The sequence below is a fragment of the Acidovorax sp. HMWF018 genome (assembly GCF_003061035.1).
Lineage (GTDB): Bacteria > Pseudomonadota > Gammaproteobacteria > Burkholderiales > Burkholderiaceae_C > Acidovorax > Acidovorax delafieldii.
The window spans coordinates 1-16922 of sequence record NZ_QAIM01000515.1; the positions used below are offsets into that span (position 1 = coordinate 1).

Here is a 16922-nt window from a genome sequence, read left to right on the forward strand (position 1 = left end):
CGGCCAGCAGCTCGGCCAACACCTGGCGGGTGGCCATGGAGGAGATTCCACGAAGCGGAGCATTCATAGGATTGTTTGGTGGCTAAGTATTTTGGGGTATTCTGCTGCAATTCCAGCTATACAAGAAGTGGCGGATTGGTCTACCAGATATCTCATTTGTCGATGGATCTGAAGCAGCTCGAGTACTTTGTGCGGGTCGCCGAAATGGGCAGCTTCACCCATGCCGCGGCGGCCCTCGGCATGGCCCAGTCGGCCCTGAGCCGGCAGGTGCGCCTGCTGGAGGTGGAGCTGCGCCAGAACCTGCTGGTGCGCAATGGCCGCGGCGTCACGCCCACGGAGGCGGGCCGGTTGCTGGTCGACCATGGGCGGGGCATCCTGCACCAGATGGCCCGGGCGCGGGAGGACATGGAGCGCCTGCGCGGCGGCGTCTCGGGCGCCGTCGCCATCGGGCTGCCCAGCAGCGTGGCGCGCGCGATGGCGGTGCCGCTCATGCGCGCCTTCCGCAAGGAATTGCCGGAGGCTCGGCTCTCGATCAGCGAAGGGCTTTCGAGCGAACTCCTGAGAGGACTGGTCAGCGGTCGCCTGGACATCGTCGTGCTCTACAACGGCCAGCCGGTGCGCGATGTGGATGTGTCGCACCTCATGGACGAGGATCTGCTGCTCGTGCGCGCCCGCCCGCGCGGGCTGGCCGAGGACCCGCCGCCCGGCCCCATCGCGCTCGCCGAGCTCGCGCGGCTGCCGCTGGTCATTCCCTCGCGCCCCAACGCGATCCGCATGCACGTGGAAGCCGAGATGGCGCTCATCGGCTGCCGGCCCGAGATCGCGCTGGAGATCGACGGGGTCGCCGCCATCCTGGACATGGTGGCCGACGGGGCCGGGTACGCGGTGCTGCCGCGCAACGCGCTGCTCAATTCGCCTGTTCCTTCTGCCTACAGCGCCCAGGTCATCGGTGCGCCGCCGCTGCGCATAGCGCTGTCCCTGGCGACCAGCCTGCAACGCCCCGCCACGCAGGTCCAGAAGACCACGCTGGACCTGGTGCGGCTGACGGTCTCCGAAGTCCTCCGGCCGGCGTGAAGGCCCGGTCGGCCCGGCTCGGCGTGTCCGATGCCCGCCGGGCCGTCCGTGGTGACAGCCTTGCAGGCCACGGCCTTTCGGCGCATATGGCCCGGTGCGGCGCAGCCGCCCTCGGCGAGATGCAGGACGCATGCGGGCAGTACCCCGCCCGGCGATGCAGGCCTCTGTCCGTGCGGAAGTCGCACCCGCGCGGCGGACTCACATTGACTGAGACTCAATCTATCAAGCGCGCGACAAAGTGTTTAGAGTCGCCTCGCAAAAAGTCAGCGCGACCGGCCGGCGTGGGGCTGCGGCACCGATCGCGCGCACCAATGATGGAGAGAGGCAGACAATGAACACTGAACCTACGGGTACCGACCGAGCGCGGCGCCGCACCTTTTCGTGCATCGGAGGGGTGCTCGCAGCGGCGGCCGTCGGATTGCCGTTCCGAGCGCGGGCGGCGGCGCGCGAGATCCAGATCGCGATGCTGCTTCCTTTGCAGGGAGGACAGGCGCGCCAGGCCGAGATGATCAGGCAGGGCGTGGACGGAGCGCTCGAACAGGCGAACCGCGCTGGAGGGATCCGGGGGCAGCCCGTCAAGCTCCTGGCCATCGACAACGGGTACCAGGCCGAGAAGACCGTCGAGGCCATCGGGTCGCTGGCGGCAAGGGAATCCGTCGTCGCGGTGACCTCTTTGTTCGGCGGCCCGATCATCGGCGCCGCCATTCCGGCGGCGACCCGCGCGGGCGTGCCGATCGTCGGCGTGCTGCACGGAAACGATGCATTCCGCCGCCCGGGGACCGAGATCGTCACCCATGTGCGAGCGACGTTCGACGCGGAGACCCGCGCGATCGCCGCGTTGTTTCCCACCATTGGCCGGAGCCGCTTCGCCGTGCTGCACGCGACCGACAACTCGGGCACGGCGTTCCGCGCGCAGTTCGAGTCGGTGCTGAAGGCGCAGGGACTGCCGCTCGTCGCCGCCGTGCCCTATGCGCGGGACGCCACCGACTACACCGAGCAGGCGCGGAGCATCGAGCGCAGCGGCGCCGACGTAGTAGTGGTCGGTGGCGTGACCGCGACCGGGATCGCCGCCATCCGCGCCAAGGTGGCGACGAAACTGTGGGCGCAGATGGTCTGCCTTTCCACGGTCGATGAGCGCTCGGTGTGGGAGCAAGTGGGCGCCGATGCGGTTGGCACGGCCTTCTCCAGCGTCGTGCCGAACCCCTATGCGACGCTGCTTCCCCTGGCGCGCGAATACCAGGCAGCGATGAAGGCCCGGAACTACGACCGGCTGTCCCTCAGTTCGTTCGAAGGCTACATCAACGCGCAGGTGCTGCTGGAAGGCCTGCGGCGCGCACCCGGGCTGACGCGCCCCGCGCTCCAGGCCACCCTGCGCGCGATGCAGGGGGTGTCCCTCGGCGGCGTCTCCTTCTCCGCGCCGACCGAGGGAAAGATCGCCAGCGGCATCGACGTGGCCGACATCCTGGTGATGACGCACAACGGACGCATGCTGCGCTGAGTACGCGGCCGGGACGGCTCGGATCCCAGCGCCGCTGCGCATTGGCGGCCGCGCCGCCGCGCGTGGAGCGACCGGCCATGTGCCCCGGCCGTACCTGCATGTGCCTCGGGGCGCGGATGGGTCTGCGGCGCACGACATCCGCCGGCGGGAGAGGAGGGCCGCAGCGGTGGATCGCTTCCGGCCGTACCCGCGGATCCCCCGCGTCGGAGGGCGGCGCGGGTGCGTCCGGGTTTGCGCGAGATCAACATTCGTCCAGGACGCCGCCCGCGGCGGTTGACGGCCGGCCGCGGCAGGCCTAGATTAATAGTTAGGCGACTAACAAAAAATCGCCTGCGCCTGCGGAGACGGCAGAACCTGCAGGGCCGCCCAGCCTGCATCCGCCGACGATGGCAGAAAGGAACGATCATGGACAAGCTTCTGGGGATTCTCGTGATTTTGACGCTTCTTGGCGGTGCGGCCACGCTGCTGTGGCTGAACCTGCAACCCGAGTGGTGGAGGCTCCGGCATCCCGGCGCGCTGGAACTGCGGAAGTTCACCGCCCGGCGTCAGGTGCAGGCGGCAAGGACCCAGGACGACCTGCCGGCGACCCGGGCGGCGGAAGTCCGGTGCACGTTCTGCGACCACGCGCCGGCATGCGCGCAGCGCCTGGCGGCCGGGCACACGACGCCGGTCAGCGAGTGTCCCAACCTGCCTCGCCGCTGAATTGCAGGACGCGCCCGGGTGCCAGCTTGGCAGTGCAGGGCAGCGCGCGGCGAGGCTAGGGTGCGCGCTTCGGCGCGTGGATGGTGCTGGCGCATGCGCCGAAGCCGATGCGTCGCGCTCCGCTGCGTTCGCACCAGGCGCGCAGGATGACGGTGTCGCCGTCCTCCAGGAAGGTTCTGTGCTCGCCCGAGGGCAGGGCGATGGCCTGCCGTCCACCGGCAGTCCGCTCGAGGAGCGAGCCGGCCTGTTCTGGATGTGGCCCGGACAGCGTGCCCGATCCGAGCAGGTCGCCAGGCGCGAGGTTGCAGCCGCCGACCGTGTGGTGGGCCACGAGCTGGGCGGGGGTCCAGTAGGCGGCCTCCACGAAGCTCGAGCGCGACAGGCGCGCTGGCAGCAGGCCCGACCGGGCCATCGCCTCGGTCTGGAGCAGCACCTCGAGCTGCACATCGACCGAGCCGCTGGCCCGGTTCCGTTCGGAATTCAGATAGGGCAATGGCTCGGGGTCGCCGGGCGCACGCGGACAAGCGGCCCGGAACGGCGCCAGCGCCTCAAATGTCACGACCCACGGGGCGAGCGTGCTGCCGAAGTTCTTGGACAGGAAGGGCCCCAGCGGCTGGTACTCCCAGGGCTGGATGTCGCGCGCCGACCAATCGTTGAACAGCGCGACCCCGAACAGGTGGCTCTCGGCGCTGCCGATGGCAATGGGCTCGCCGCGCCGGTTGCCCGGGCCCACCAGGAAACCGAGCTCCAGTTCGTAGTCCAGGCGCCTGCTCGGACCGAATTCCGGGTCGCCGGCCTCGGCCCTGCTCTGGCCGAGCGGGCGGTAGATCGGTTCGCCGCTGACGACCACGGAGGAACTGCGGCCGTGGTACCCGATGGGAACCCATTTGTAGTTCGGAAGCAGCGGTGCGTCCGGCCGGAACAACCGGCCGACGGCGGTGGCATGGTGGATGCCGATGTAGAAGTCGGTGTAGTCGCCGATGGCCGCGGGCAGGGCGTATTCGGCCGAGCGCTGGGCAAGAAGGCATCCCTCCAACCTGCCGCGCTCCGTGGCTCCCGTGCGCAGCGCGCGCGAGAGCGCCAGGCGCAGCGCCGACCACGCGGCGGGCCCCATGGCCATGAAGTCGTTGAGGCGCTTGCGCGAGGCGGCCACCGCGGCATCCCGCGCATCGCCGGCGAGTGCGCCGCTGGCGGCCGCGGCGGCCAGGTCGAGGATCTGGTCCCCGATGGCCACGCCGCCCCCAAACGGCCCGGAGGAGCCGCGCCGGCGGAAGACGCCGAAGGGCAAATTCTGGATCGGGAAATCCGTCGTGTCCTCGTTCGCGGACCCGACCCAGCTGCGCAGGTCCGGCGCGTGGGTTTCGTTCACCCGCGTCATGGCCGCGCCGGATCGAAGTGCTTCCCGAGGTTCTGCCAGCAGCGGAAATAGTCCTCCTGCAGCTGGGCGGTCTCCAGGGCGAACGTCGTCGGCCTGAAGACGTCGCACGACTCGAACATGAAGGCCATCGTCTCGGTGAGGTAGTCCGGCCGGGAGGTGTCAGCGGCACTGGCCTTGGCGAAGGTGTCGGCATCCGGTCCGTGCGCGCTCATGCAGTTGTGCAGGGACGCGCCGCCGGGCACGAAGCCCTCGGCCTTGGCGTCGTAGGCCCCGTGGATCAGCCCCATGAACTCGCTCGCGACGTTACGGTGGTACCAGGGCGGCCGGAACGTGTTCTGGGCCACGAGGATGCGCGGCGGGAACACCACGAAGTCGATGGTGTCGACGCCCGGGGTGTCGCTGACGGACTGCAGCACCAGGAAGATGGACGGATCGGGATGGTCGTAGCTGATCGAGCCGATGGTGTTGAACCGCCGCAGGTCGTACTTGTAGGGCGCGTGGTTGCCATGCCAGGCGACCACGTCGAGCGGGCTGTGGCCGATGCGCGCGCTCCACAGGTTTCCCTGGAAGCGCGCGACCAGCTCGAAGTCGCCTTCGCGGTCTTCGTAGGCCGCGACCGGCGTGCAGAAGTCCCGGGGATTCGCCAGCCCGTTGGAGCCGATGACACCGAGGTCCGGCAGCTTGAGGGCGGCGCCGAAGTTCTCGCACACGTAGCCCCGCGCCTGGGCGTCCAGCAGCCGCACCTGGAAGCGCACGCCCCGGGGGATCACGGCGATCTCCTGGGGCTCGAGCTGCAGACGGCCCATTTCCGTTGCCAGCTCGAGGCGACCAGCCTGGGGCACGAGGAGCAGCTCCGCGTCGGCGTCGTACAGGAACCGCGTCTCCATCGACCGGTTGGCGGCATAGAGGTGGACCGCGCAGGACGCGTTGCACGCCATCGTCGTCATGCCCTCGATGAAGTCCGTCGGCCGCTCGGGCATAGGAAGCGGGTCCCAGCGCAGCTGGTTGGGCGTCACGGGGCCGTCGCCGGCCCGGCTCGTCCACCGTCCCGCATCCACGAGGGCGAAAGGATGGTGCAGCGTCGAAGGCCGGATGCGGTAGAGCCAGGCGCGGCGGTTGGCGTGGCGCGGCGCGGTGAACGCCGTGCCGGAGAGCTGCTCGGCGTACAGGCCGTACGGCGCGCGCTGCGGGGAGTTGCGCCCATGGGGGAGCGCCCCGGGGAGGGCTTCGGTGGCGAACTCGTTGCACATGCCGGTCTGGTAGGCGGGTTGTGGTTCAGTCATGGCGATGGCCTGTCCTTGGTTTGATTCAACATGCGGCGGCGCTCCTGCGCCACGCAGGCGCCTGAGCGCACGACCTGGGCGTCTGCCGTGTCTGTTCAGAACGCGTGGCGCATGCCCAGTGTGAGCGTGGTGGAACGGTGGTCGCCCGCTCCCCCGAGCCCTGCGGGCTGCTGGGCCGATCCGGAACCCAGCGCGTAGCGCGAGCCGTTCTGGTTGCCGACCGCGCCCAGCGAGGCATAGGCCATCGTGCGCTTGGAGAGCGTGTATTCGCCGCCGATGGCCAGCCATGTGGCGTCCCGTTGGCCGGTGGCCGCCGCGTAGGCCGAGCGGTCGGAAATCCGCACGGCCTGCACGATGGCGGTGAAGGCACCGAAGGGCACGCGGGCCCCGAGGTTGATCAGGCGGAACTCGCTGGCCGCGGCGCCCGTGACGCCCTGGGCGCGGGCGAGCGCGCCGGTGCAGGTGCCGCAGCTGTTCTTTTCCGCGGTGTAGCCCGCGAAGATCTTGGCGGCGCCGAAGTCGTAGCTGCCCCCGGCGACGACGGCGTCGATCCGGCCGTTCGCGTTGTCCGCGCCCTGCTGTCGTGCCCAGGCCAGCACCGCGTCGACCGGACCGTTGCGGTAGGTCGCCGAGGCGCTGTAGGCGCGTCCAATGGTGGGCTGATTCTCCCCGGCCGCGGCCATGGCGCGAAACGTCAGCGGTCCCAGCCTGGGCGTCACGTAGCCCACCGCGTTGTCGAAGCGGGCGCTGACGGCCAGGGGCAGCAGCTGGCGGGTCGCGTCGGTGCTGCGCGTGATGGCCAGATGCCCGCCGCTGCCCATCCACGAGAAGGCGTCGACGCCGGACTGGGCCACGTAGTAGGGCGTCGGCAGGCGCCCGGCCGTCACGGTGCCCCAGGCGGTGCTTGCCAGGCCGACGGAGGCTTCCCGGCCGAATGCGCGGCCGCCCTGGCCCAGGGTGCCATCGTCCAGATTGATGCCTTGCTCCAGGCGAAAAACCGCGGACAGGCCGCCGCCGAGGTCCTCGACGCCGCGGAAGCCGAGCCGGCTGCCCAGCGCGCCGCCCGACACCAGCCGGCGGGACGAGCCGGCGCCGTTGTTAGACCATTCGACCCCGGCGTCGGCCACGCCGTAGATCGTGACGCCGGACGCCGGCGCGCCTCCTTGCGCATGCGCGGGTGCGAGCCCGAGCGCGAGCAGGCCTGCGGCCGCCGCGGAAAGGGAATGCTTCATGGTTGTCTCCTCGTTGTGATGGGATGGGGCCTGACGGGCCACGCTGCGGGCGATGCGCTGCCCGGCGGGCGGGTGCTCCGCGCCGTCAGCCAGCTGCAATCGGGTGTTAGAGGGCGGCGCGGCGGCGCCGGCGGCGGCGATCAGCCGCCGGCCTCGCCGCTGCGCCTCACTCGGCGCGTGCGCCGGTGTCCTTGATGACCTTGGACCAGCGCGCCATGTCTTCCTGCATGAGTGCCTGGAGCGCGGCCGGCGTCGATGGGGCGGGCTCCAGGCCCTGGGCTTCCAGCGCCGCCTTGACCGCCGGATCCCGCAGTGCCCGGCCCGCCGCCTCCTCGATCTTGGCCACCACGTCGGGCGGCGTGCCCGCCGGCGCGACCAGGCCGATCCAGACCTCGCTGCGGAAGGCCTTGAAGGGGCCGCCCGCGCTGGCGACGGTCGGGACGTTTGGCAGGTAGGGCAGGGGCTGCTCGCCGGCCACCGCGAGCGGGCGCAGGGCGCCGGTCTTGATGTGCGGGAGCACCGAGTTCGCGACGCCGAAGAGCACCTGGATCTGTCCGCCGATCAGGTCCGTGACCACGGGCTGCGCGCCGCGGTAGGGCACGTGCACCATGTCGATGCCGGCCAGGCTCTTGAAGAGCTCTCCGGTCAGGTGGTGCGGCGTGCCGACGCCGGCGGACCCATAGGACAGCTTGCCGGGCTGGGCCTTGGCCAGGGCGATCAGCTCCTGGGTCGACTTGGCGGCGAGGCCGGGGTGGACGACCAGGACGAAGGGCACGCGGCCCAGCTGCGTGACGGGAACGAATTCCTTCACGGGATCGTAGCCCGCGCGGCCGTCCGGATAGAGGAAGGGGTTGGTGACGAAATTGTTGGCCACGACGAGCAGGGTGTGGCCGTCGGGAGCCGCCTTGGCCGCCTGCTTGGTGCCAACGTTGCCGCCCGCGCCCGGGCGGTTGTCGACGATGACGGGCTGCTTCCAGTACTCGCCGAGCTTCTGGCCCACCGTGCGCGCCAGGGCGTCGTTGCTGCCGCCGGGCGTGAAGGGCACGACCAGCGTGACCGGCCTGCTGGGATAGCCGTTGGCATGTGCGCACAGTGCGATGCACGAGCCGAGAAGGGCGGCGGCCATCGCCTTGATCGCGCGGCCGGGCAGTTCAGTCTTCATGGGGTTGTCTCCTTTTTGTTTCGTGGAAGGGGCTTGCGGCTAAGCGGCGCCGCGGACCGTGTCGACCACCTGGCCGGCGTGCTCCACGTGCGAGCCGCGCCATGCGACATGCCCGTCGGGACGCACCAGGACCAGCGGGCGTTCGTAGGCTCTCGCCACGTCGGCCTGCTCGATGGATTCGAGGCGGAACGGAACTCCCCTGGCGGCAAAGGCCTGCGCGAGCGTGTCCGCCTCGCCCCGCAGGCCGCCGTCGAAGCACAGGAGCACGAAGGTGCGGCCGAACAGGTCGAGCGTCGAGCGGCCGTCGCTGAGCCAGACGTGGGGCGCGCGCGCGCCGGGCCGCGTCGTGGGGATGTACGTCGAGTACTCGTCCGGGGTCGGGGGCGTGCCGTCGGAAACGCAGATCGGCGAGCCCTCGTAGCGGTGGCCGATCTGCAGGCCCAGCGACTCCCACTCCACGCGCGTCGACTCGCGCAGGCGCCGGCCGAGGTCCCGGCGCACCTGCTCGCCTTCGGCGCTCAGGTCGCACACCGCCGCCGGGCTGGGCGTGTCCTGCCAGGCCCTGAAGTTCTGCGTGGAGAAGCCGATGTTGCGCTGCGCGACGGGCCGGCGCTCGGTCTCGTAGCTGCGCAGCAGGGCCGGGCCGCCCCAGCCGTTGAGGAGGCCCTCGAGCTTCCAGCCGATGTCCAGCACCTCCTGCGCCCCGGTGTTCATGCCCATGCCACCGGTCGGAGACATGGTGTGGGCGGAATCGCCCACGAGCGCGACGCGGCCCTCGAAGTAGCGATCGGCGAGCATCTCGCTGCGCCGCCAGGGGATGGCCGAATCGACCACGAACTCCACGTCGTCGCGACCGAGCGCGCGCCGGACCCAGGCGGCGGGGTCGAAGTTCGCGAGGTCCATCTTCTCTTCCGATCCGAGCACCGTCAGGCGCCAGATCTCGTTCCCGTCGACGACGGTCAGATTGCCCCACGTTCCCTCCGGGCCGACGAAGAGGTAGCGCTCGGCCGGCCCCATCTTGTGCTCGTGCACCAGTCCCGGCGCGTGGATCAGGACGTTCACCGAGTAGCTGAGCAGCCGGCCCTCCATCCTGATGCCGACCTGCTCGCGGACCTGGCTGGTAGCGCCATCGCAGCCGAGCAGGTAGTCCGCGCGGATGGTGACAGGCTCGCCCGTGTTCAGGTCGGTGACGGTCGCCGTGACGCCCTCGCCGTCCTGCTGAAGCGAGACGAAGCGGTGCTTGAACAGCAGCCTGGCCCTGGGTTCGGCGCGGGCGGCGTCGGTCAGGATGGGCTGCAGCCACAGCTGCGGGCAGCGCTGCTTCTTCTCGGGCGTCTCGGGCGGCGTGGGCGCGTCGCGCATGCTCGGGTAGCTCTCCCGATCGAGCAGCAGCCCGTTGAGCGACGTGCAGAAGACCATCGAGAGGTCGTAGTCGTCCGGGAATCCGCAGTCGCGCACGCGCTGCGCCAGCCCCCAGCGTCGGAACAGCTCCATCGTGCGCACCGCGATCAGGCCGGTGCGCGGGTGCTCGATCGTGCCGTCGCCCTCATCCACGAGGATCGACTCGATCCCCCTCCATCCCAGCTCGATGGCCATCGACAGGCCGATGGGCCCTCCGCCCACGATCAGCACGGGCGTCTTGATCTCTGTCCCCATGGGGTCTCATCCTTTCTCGTTTGGTTGGGGAAATGATCACCGGCACGCTCATCATTGTCTAATCGATATTGGAGAGAAATAGAATTCAGGATATGAATATCAAAACGTTCGACCTGAACCTGCTGCGGGTCTTCGACGCCATCTATGCCGAGCGCAATGTGTCGCGGGCGGCGAGCGTCGCGGGCCTGTCGCAGCCCGCAATGAGCAACGCGCTGCTGCGGCTGCGCAAGGCCTGCTCCGATGCGCTGTTCGTGCGGACCACCGGCGGGATGGAGCCGACGGCCCTGGCCGACGAACTCATCGGCCCGGTCCGCCAGGCGTTGGCGATCCTTCAGCAGTCGTTGGAAAGACCGAACGGCTTCGAGCCGAAGGCGTCGGAGCGCACGTGCAAGATCCTCCTGTCCGACGCGGGGGAGGGCATCGTTCTGCCGCGGCTGATCTCGGCGGTGCTGCGGGAGGCGCCGCACGTGCGCATCGAGGCGCTGCGGCGGCCCAACGACCAGTACCAGCAACTGCTGCAGAGCGGCGAGGCGGATCTCGCGATCGGCAACCTCGCCTTTCTGAAGTCGGGCTTCTACCAGCAGCGCCTGTTCGGCGATCCCTACTGCTGCCTGGCGCGCAAGCGGCATCCGTTCATCGGCCCCGGCTTCCCGCTGCAGGCGTTCCTGACGGCCCAGCACGTCGCCGTGGCCACGGGCAATGCGGACGACCTGGTGGAGCGCGCGCTCTCGAAGATGCGCGCCAAGCGCGACGTCATCCTGCGCGTGACCCACTACCACGTCGCGGCGGATGTCGTCGAGCGCTCCAACCTGGTCGTCACCGTGCCCCGCAACGCGGCGCGTAACGCCCGTGGCGTGCAGATCCTGCCGGTGCCGCTGAGCATTCCCGCGGCGGACGTGCGCCAGTTCTGGCACCGGAGGGCGCACAAGGATCCGGCCAACCAATGGCTGCGTGGCACGCTCGCCAAGCTCGCGTTCGACTAGGCCCGACGGGCAGGCTTCGGGTGCGGCGGAGCCAGTGCCCGGATGCGGCCGACCCCGCTCGAACGATGCCGGCGGCGAACCGGGGCTCTCCCCGTGGCTTGAGGCTGGCTCGACGGCGAGCCGTCGTATTGCGGATGCCCACCCATCGCGAACCGCGATCGCTGGGCAGGCGTCCCTCCGGCACCGCGCTTTGACCTTCATCAGAGGACCCGCGTATTCTTTCTTCGGCCTCCGCGACAGCTCGCTTTGCGTGTTGACACCTCCACCCTCGCCGGGTAACTTTGGTTTGGCAACTAACAATAGCGCTGCCATTGCTGGGCAGCGCAACGAAACAACCCGATGAAGGAGGATCCATGCAGACGAAGGACCAACCCGATGCCCAGGGTCAGATGCGGCGCAGTACAGACAAGTCCTTCGCGCAGGACCGGCAAGCAGCAGGAGCGGTGCATTTCCTGAGCGCGCGGCGGCTTCCCTCCCGCGCGGACACCTCCGCCATCGGCAGCCGCGACCGGCGCGCGGCATGCGGCGCTTCGCCGCTGCGCCGCAACCACGCCAGGATGACGGGCGGGCGTTCCATGGCCGTGTGCTGGAACGTCCGGCGCTACGGCAGTCCGGACTGCGCCATCCGCAGTCCCGAGGGCAGTGCAGGCCACACACCACGGGCCTACCCATGAAAAACGAGTGTCCTCCTTCGGCGGCGCAGGCCCGCACGGTGTTCGGCTTCGCCAAGCTGCCAGCCGCCTACGCGACGCTGGTGATGCCGCTGCTGCTCTCGATCCTGATGACCTTCGTGGTGTCGGCCGTGTCGACCCTGCGCAGCATCGGCCTGGCGCCCGGCTTTCTCTACATCTGGCTCAGCGCGTGGGCACTGTCATGGATCATCGCCTTCCCGACGCTGCTCTTCGCGCTGCCTCTGGTGCGCAGGGCCACCGCAGCGCTCGTGATGCGGGACTGACCGGAGGGAACCTCCTCGCCCACGCCCGCCGCGGCCGAGGGCTGCCTTACCGCGGAAGGTGCTGGCCCATGTACTTCGCGCGCGGCCGCAGCATGGCGCCCGTCAGGCGCTGCTCCATCGCGTGGGCGATCCACCCGCTGGTGCGCGCCAGGGTATGCAGCATCGCGCCGCTGCCATTGGGCAGACCCATCGCCTTGCACAGGATCACGAGGGCGGCGAAGACGTTCGGGTGCTGTCCCGCCTGCCGCGCGCCGGTCACCAGCGCCTGCACCTTCGGCAGATCCGGTCCGTGCGCGCTGAGGTCGTCTACGAGCTCGAGCAGCACGGCCGAGCGCGGGTCCTCCCCATCGTAGAGGGGATGGCCGAAGCACGGCAGCTCATTGCCCTTGAAACCCGAGGCCGCCGCCAGCGGCAGGGCGTCTTCGGGCGCCAGGCCGCAGGGCAGGGCGTCGATGAGCGCCTCGACCTCCACGGCGCCCCCGACCTGCATCGGCCCGGACTGGGTCAGCATCGCCGTGGCGACGCAGGCGTGCAGGTCCGCGCCCGTCGAGGCGCAGATCCGCGCCGCGAAGGTCGGTGCCGACAGCTCGTGTTCGGCGGACATCACGAGCGCGGCGTCGATGGCCCGCACGGCATCGGGCCGATCGCCCAGGCCCAGCCCGCGGGCGACGCACTGCGCCACGAACTCGCCGTCGCGGGGCGGGGAGAAGCGCGGCTCGGGGCCGAAGACGCCAGCCGTGCCCGCCAGCCACTGCAGCAGGCGGCGGCAGGCCGCGAAACCGGCCGCCTCCACGTCGTCCTCGGCCCGCTCGAACGCGGACAGCGAGGTCGTCAGCATCGCCAGGAGCTTGAGCGGCGTGACGTGCTCGGCCGATTGCAGCGCCATGCGGACCAGCGACTCAGGCTGCCGGGTGTCCTGCGGGGCCGGCCACGGGACATCGCGGGTGCGCGGCAGCCCCGTCCAGATGAGCTCGCTCGCGAACTCGAACGACCGTCCGTCACGCACCAGGTCGCGCGCGAGCACCCCCCGGTAGCGTGGGCCCTGGGCGGTGAGCTCGCTGATCCACGTCTGCGCGATCGGCTCGCCGTAGCGCAGCGACTGGGAGACCTGCGGCCCGCCCGAGCGGGCGACGGCCCGGCTCCTGAGCTTCTCGACGTCGGCCTTGCGGTAAAGCTTGGCCTTCACGCCCGGGCGCTGCTTGGTCTTGATGAGGCCGCGGCTCACGTAGGTGTACAGCGTCTCGCGGCGCACGCCGAGGATCGACATCGCTTCCGCGCTCCCGACGTATTCGACGTCATTGATCTGGCGGCGCTGGCGTGCGTTCTCGGAGCTGTTCTTGGCTGGCATAGGGTTCCTACGGCTATTTATATCGATTCTCACATCGATCTATACATAGATCAATGTATTGCCTAGTATTCGTTACGTTTACTCAACGAATCTTTTGAAAGGACGACCACGATGCAAGTAGCCGAACACCAACTCCTGGACCTGCGCCCCAAGTTCAAGGAGACCCGCAAGAAACTGCTCAGCGCCCGGCACCTGCCGGGCGAGGTGTACAGCTCGCCCGAGATCTACGCCATGGAGAAGGAGCAGATCTTCATGAAGTACTGGCTCTCCGTGGGACGCGTCGAGGAGATTCCCGATGTCGGCGACTACTACACCTTCCAGGTGATGAAGGAGTCGATCGTGGTGTCCCGTCCCGCGCCCGACCAGGTCGTCGCCTACATGAACCAGTGCCTGCACCGCGGCGTGGAGATCGCCGTCGGCCGCGGCAACGCCAAGGAATTCAGCTGCCCGTACCACGCTTGGCTCTACGACGTGAGCGGCAAGCTCGTCGTCGCGCCGGGCATGAAGGCCTCGGAGGTCGAGCTGAAGAACTGCAGCCTGCGCCAGCTTCACGTCAAGGTCTGGCGCGGCTGGATCTTCGTGAACTTCAGCGACGAGCCGATGTCTTTCGACGACTACATCGCTCCCTTCGAGCAGCCGCTGTGGTGGTTCCAGACCGACCATTGCAAGCTCGCCCAGAAGGTCGAGATCGACGTCAAGTGCAACTGGAAGTTCCTGGTCGAGAACCTGATCGACATCTACCACGTCGGCGTCATCCACAAGGGGACCTTCGGCGGCTTCGTGAAGGGCGAGCAGGTCCGCTTCAACCTGGTCGAGAACGGCGGCTGGCACACCCAGTACGAAGCCAGGCCGCACTCGAAGTCCGGCGAGCAGGTCTTCCCGACGCTGCCCTGGGCGCAGGACAAGCCCAGCGGGATCGCCTGCAAGGCGGGCATCTATCCGAACCTGAACCTGTCGATGCGTGCCGACAGCGTGCGCATGTGGCACATCTGGCCCATCTCTCCCACGGAGACCAAGGTCATCTGCTATCTGCTGTTCCCTGAAGGCGCCTTCTCGATCCCGAACTATGACGAGGAGATGGAGAAGTACGTGGGTTTCGTGCGCCAGATCATCGCCGAGGACGCCGTGATGGTGGAGGGCATGCAGAACACCGCGGGGTCGAAGTTCTTCCAGCCCGGCCCGATGTCGCCGCTCGAGGAGGCGCTGTATCACATGGAGAACCACTACATCGACGTGATGACGTCGCAGGCGTAGGGCAGCGGGTGCGGCAAGACAACAATCCGGGAGACACCATGGACGGTGAATGGATCAGGGTCGGCAACGTGGCCGACATCGACGAAGACGACACGCACCCGGTCGAGATCGACGGCAGGCGGGTGTGCCTCTACAACCTCGGCGGCGAGATCTTCGCCACGGACGGCACCTGCACCCACGGCGACGCGGACCTTTCGCTGGGCATGGTGGTCGATTCCTGCCTCATCGAGTGCCCCCTGCACGAGGGCACCTTCGACATCCGAAGCGGCCGGGCGGTGGGCGCGCCGTGCACGGATCCGCTGCGCTGCCATCCGGTCAAGGTCGAGCAGGGAGTCATCTTCCTGCGGCCCGCGCACTGAACGACGGCAGGGAGCACCCATGGATGTCGTCATCATTGGAGCCGGCCAGGCCGGCGCCTGGGTCGCCCGGTCGCTGCGCGAAGCGGGACATGAAGGGGGCATCACGCTCCTGGGGCGCGAGCCGCACGCGCCCTACGAGCGGCCCCCCTTGTCGAAGGCGGTGCTCAGCGGGGCGGAAGAGCACCCGCCGGTGCTGCTCGGCCCGCAGCAGTGCGACGCGCTGCGCGTGGACTTCCGGCCCGGCGTCGAGGCCGTCGGCATCGATCGCACCGGCCACCAGGTCAGCTGCGCGGATGGCTCTGCGGTCCGCTACGACAAGCTCGTGCTGGCCACCGGAGGGCGACCTCGGGCGCTGTCGTGTCCCGGCGCCGACCTGCCCGGCGTCCATGCGCTGCGCACGATCGAGGATTGCCAGGCCATCGCCAGGAAGCTGGTGCCGGGCAACCGGCTGCTGATCGTGGGCGGCGGGTGGATCGGGCTGGAGATCGCCGCGACGGCGAGGAAGAAACAGGTCGAGGTCATGGTGCTGGAGGCGGGGCCGCGCCTGTGCGCGCGGTCGCTGCCGCCCCGGTTCTCGGCGTTCCTGCTCGACAGGCACCGCCGGGAAGGCGTCGACGTCCGGCTGGCGACGACGGTCGCGTCGATCGAAGCGGGCCGCCAGCGCGCGCTGGCCGTGGAACTGCCTGGCGGGCCGCAGGAGTTCGACGCGGTGGTGGTCGGGATCGGGCTTGCGCTCGACACCGGGCTGGCCGAGGCCTGCGGGCTCGAGGTCCGGGACGGCATCGTCGTGGACCAGGCCGGCCGCACCTCCGACCCAGACATCTATGCCGCGGGCGACGTGGCCAACCAGCCGAACACCTGGGCGGGCGGCCGTCTGCGATGCGAGTCGTGGGCCAATGCCCAGAATCAGGCCATCGCCGTGGGCAAGGCCATTGCCGGCGGCGAGGTGGCGTACGACGAGATTCCGTGGTTCTGGTCGGATCAGTACGACCTGAACCTGCAGGTGCTCGGCGTGCCGTCGAACGAGCTCGAGGGCACCCTGCGCGGCTCCGCCGAGGAGGGGGCGTTCTCCGTGTTCCAGATCTCTGAGGGCAGGCTGCGCAGCGTGCTGTCGGTGAACGTGCCGCGCGACATCAAGGTGGCCAAGCGCTGGCTCAAGCAGGGGACCTGCCCGCCGCCGGAGGTCCTCGCCGACCGCACGGTCCGCCTGGACAAGCTCTGAGCGGGCTGCTCGCGGGGCGGCCCGGTGCCGCTGCCGCCTGCAGCCCGGCCACTGGGCGCGTGCGCAGGAGGGATCGGCGCGGGAGCGCCGACGCTATTCGACCCGCAGCTGCGCGGCGACCATCGCGCTCAGGCTGTTCGCGAACTCATCCACGCTGATCTTCTCGGCCCGGTACTTCCAGCGCTTGACGTACCAGTCCTGGATGACGCTCTGCAGGTGCGCCGCCAGCAGGAAGGCTTCCCGGTCGCCCATCTCGCGCACCTGCCGGATCTGCCGCGCCATGGCGGCCTGGAAATCCACCTCGGCGGCCCTGGCCACCTTGCGCTGATCAGCCTCGAGCACGCGCGACTCCATGTACACGAAATAGAACCACGGCTGCAGCAGCTCGGACATGAAGACGTGCGCCCGCAGGCTGCTGTCCAGACGCACCAGCGGCGCCAGAGACGCCTCGTCGAACCAGCGAGGGATCTCGCCGCCGATGTGCCGGATCAGGTCCTCGACCATGGCGGCCAGGGCGTCCTTGCTCTGCAGGTAGCCGTAGAGCCCGCCCATGGACAGGCCGGTGGCCTTGGACAGGTCCCGCAGCGTCATCGCGCCGAAGCCCACCTGGTTGGCCAGCTGGAAGGAGGCCTCGAAGATGGCCCGCAGATTGGCCAGCGCCACCGGCACGCGCTTGACCGTGATGGCGTGCGCGTTGCGCGCGTACACCAGCTCCCACAGCGTGTCGGGCGGGATGGGGTTGATCCGCTTGAACTGTGCGAAGGTGAATCGGGGCTCGAGACCGAGGGACAGGGGCATGGCGGGAAGGCGTGGACG

General features: G+C 69.4%; 16 protein-coding genes. 9 read left to right on the forward strand and 7 right to left on the reverse strand.

What is annotated here, in order from left to right; genetic code table 11:
• Nucleotides 1-162: 162 nt before the first annotated feature.
• From DBR23_RS21915 to DBR23_RS21925, 3 genes are all read left to right on the forward strand, one after another.
• A complete protein-coding gene (locus DBR23_RS21915; protein WP_017404924.1) occupies nucleotides 163-1074 on the forward strand; it encodes a LysR substrate-binding domain-containing protein in 912 nt (303 codons plus the stop codon).
• A 331-nt stretch (nucleotides 1075-1405) separates the two neighbouring features.
• Complete coding sequence (locus DBR23_RS21920; protein ID WP_026062255.1) at nucleotides 1406-2572, forward strand: ABC transporter substrate-binding protein; 1167 nt, start codon at nucleotides 1406-1408, stop codon at nucleotides 2570-2572.
• Between the two features lie 405 nt (nucleotides 2573-2977).
• Nucleotides 2978-3274, forward strand: a complete 297-nt coding sequence (locus tag DBR23_RS21925) for a hypothetical protein (RefSeq protein WP_017404926.1) — start codon at nucleotides 2978-2980, stop codon at nucleotides 3272-3274.
• 55 nt (nucleotides 3275-3329) lie between these two features.
• On the opposite strand, the gene fahA is transcribed toward DBR23_RS21925, so the two are convergent.
• The 5 genes from fahA to DBR23_RS21950 all read right to left on the reverse strand — a co-directional run bounded on the left by fahA (nucleotide 3330) and on the right by DBR23_RS21950 (nucleotide 9985).
• Nucleotides 3330-4652, reverse strand: a complete 1323-nt coding sequence (gene fahA / locus DBR23_RS21930; protein WP_017404927.1) for a fumarylacetoacetase — start codon at nucleotides 4650-4652, stop codon at nucleotides 3330-3332.
• Nucleotides 4649-5935, reverse strand: coding sequence for a homogentisate 1,2-dioxygenase (gene hmgA / locus DBR23_RS21935; protein WP_026062256.1), 1287 nt, complete (start codon nucleotides 5933-5935; stop codon nucleotides 4649-4651). The genes fahA and hmgA overlap by 4 nt, the downstream gene beginning before the upstream one ends.
• 95 nt (nucleotides 5936-6030) lie before the next feature.
• The gene (locus DBR23_RS21940; protein ID WP_017404929.1) at nucleotides 6031-7167 is read right to left on the reverse strand and encodes a porin; all 1137 of its coding nucleotides are present in this window, start codon (nucleotides 7165-7167) and stop codon (nucleotides 6031-6033) included.
• A gap of 166 nt (nucleotides 7168-7333) precedes the next feature.
• Nucleotides 7334-8329 carry a tripartite tricarboxylate transporter substrate binding protein gene (locus DBR23_RS21945; RefSeq protein ID WP_017404930.1) on the reverse strand — a complete coding sequence of 332 codons (996 nt, stop codon included), beginning with the start codon at nucleotides 8327-8329 and terminating at the stop codon, nucleotides 7334-7336.
• A 39-nt stretch (nucleotides 8330-8368) separates the two neighbouring features.
• Nucleotides 8369-9985, reverse strand: coding sequence for an FAD-dependent oxidoreductase (locus tag DBR23_RS21950; protein ID WP_017404931.1), 1617 nt, complete (start codon nucleotides 9983-9985; stop codon nucleotides 8369-8371).
• A 92-nt stretch (nucleotides 9986-10077) separates the two neighbouring features.
• Between DBR23_RS21950 and DBR23_RS21955 the strand changes: the two genes are divergently transcribed.
• From DBR23_RS21955 to DBR23_RS21960, 3 genes are all read left to right on the forward strand, one after another.
• Nucleotides 10078-10968 carry a LysR family transcriptional regulator gene (locus tag DBR23_RS21955; RefSeq protein WP_108499579.1) on the forward strand — a complete coding sequence of 297 codons (891 nt, stop codon included), beginning with the start codon at nucleotides 10078-10080 and terminating at the stop codon, nucleotides 10966-10968.
• Nucleotides 10969-11321: 353 nt separating this feature from the next.
• Nucleotides 11322-11642 carry a hypothetical protein gene (locus DBR23_RS29415; protein WP_103738494.1) on the forward strand — a complete coding sequence of 107 codons (321 nt, stop codon included), beginning with the start codon at nucleotides 11322-11324 and terminating at the stop codon, nucleotides 11640-11642.
• The gene (locus DBR23_RS21960) at nucleotides 11639-11923 is read left to right on the forward strand and encodes a DUF2798 domain-containing protein (protein WP_017404933.1); all 285 of its coding nucleotides are present in this window, start codon (nucleotides 11639-11641) and stop codon (nucleotides 11921-11923) included. The genes DBR23_RS29415 and DBR23_RS21960 overlap by 4 nt, the downstream gene beginning before the upstream one ends.
• A gap of 46 nt (nucleotides 11924-11969) precedes the next feature.
• On the opposite strand, the gene DBR23_RS21965 is transcribed toward DBR23_RS21960, so the two are convergent.
• Nucleotides 11970-13271: a citrate/2-methylcitrate synthase gene (locus DBR23_RS21965; RefSeq protein WP_017404934.1), complete on the reverse strand. Its 1302-nt coding sequence runs from the start codon at nucleotides 13269-13271 to the stop codon at nucleotides 11970-11972.
• Between the two features lie 111 nt (nucleotides 13272-13382).
• Between DBR23_RS21965 and DBR23_RS21970 the strand changes: the two genes are divergently transcribed.
• The 3 genes from DBR23_RS21970 to DBR23_RS21980 are packed head-to-tail and all read left to right on the forward strand — an operon-like array spanning nucleotide 13383 to nucleotide 16106.
• Nucleotides 13383-14525 carry an aromatic ring-hydroxylating dioxygenase subunit alpha gene (locus DBR23_RS21970; protein ID WP_017404935.1) on the forward strand — a complete coding sequence of 381 codons (1143 nt, stop codon included), beginning with the start codon at nucleotides 13383-13385 and terminating at the stop codon, nucleotides 14523-14525.
• A gap of 38 nt (nucleotides 14526-14563) precedes the next feature.
• Nucleotides 14564-14884, forward strand: coding sequence for a non-heme iron oxygenase ferredoxin subunit (locus DBR23_RS21975; protein ID WP_017404936.1), 321 nt, complete (start codon nucleotides 14564-14566; stop codon nucleotides 14882-14884).
• Between the two features lie 19 nt (nucleotides 14885-14903).
• A complete protein-coding gene (locus DBR23_RS21980) occupies nucleotides 14904-16106 on the forward strand; it encodes an NAD(P)/FAD-dependent oxidoreductase (RefSeq protein WP_017404937.1) in 1203 nt (400 codons plus the stop codon).
• 93 nt (nucleotides 16107-16199) lie between these two features.
• On the opposite strand, the gene DBR23_RS21985 is transcribed toward DBR23_RS21980, so the two are convergent.
• A partial coding sequence (locus DBR23_RS21985; RefSeq protein WP_369882154.1) for a TetR/AcrR family transcriptional regulator occupies nucleotides 16200-16922 on the reverse strand: 723 nt, incomplete at its 5' end.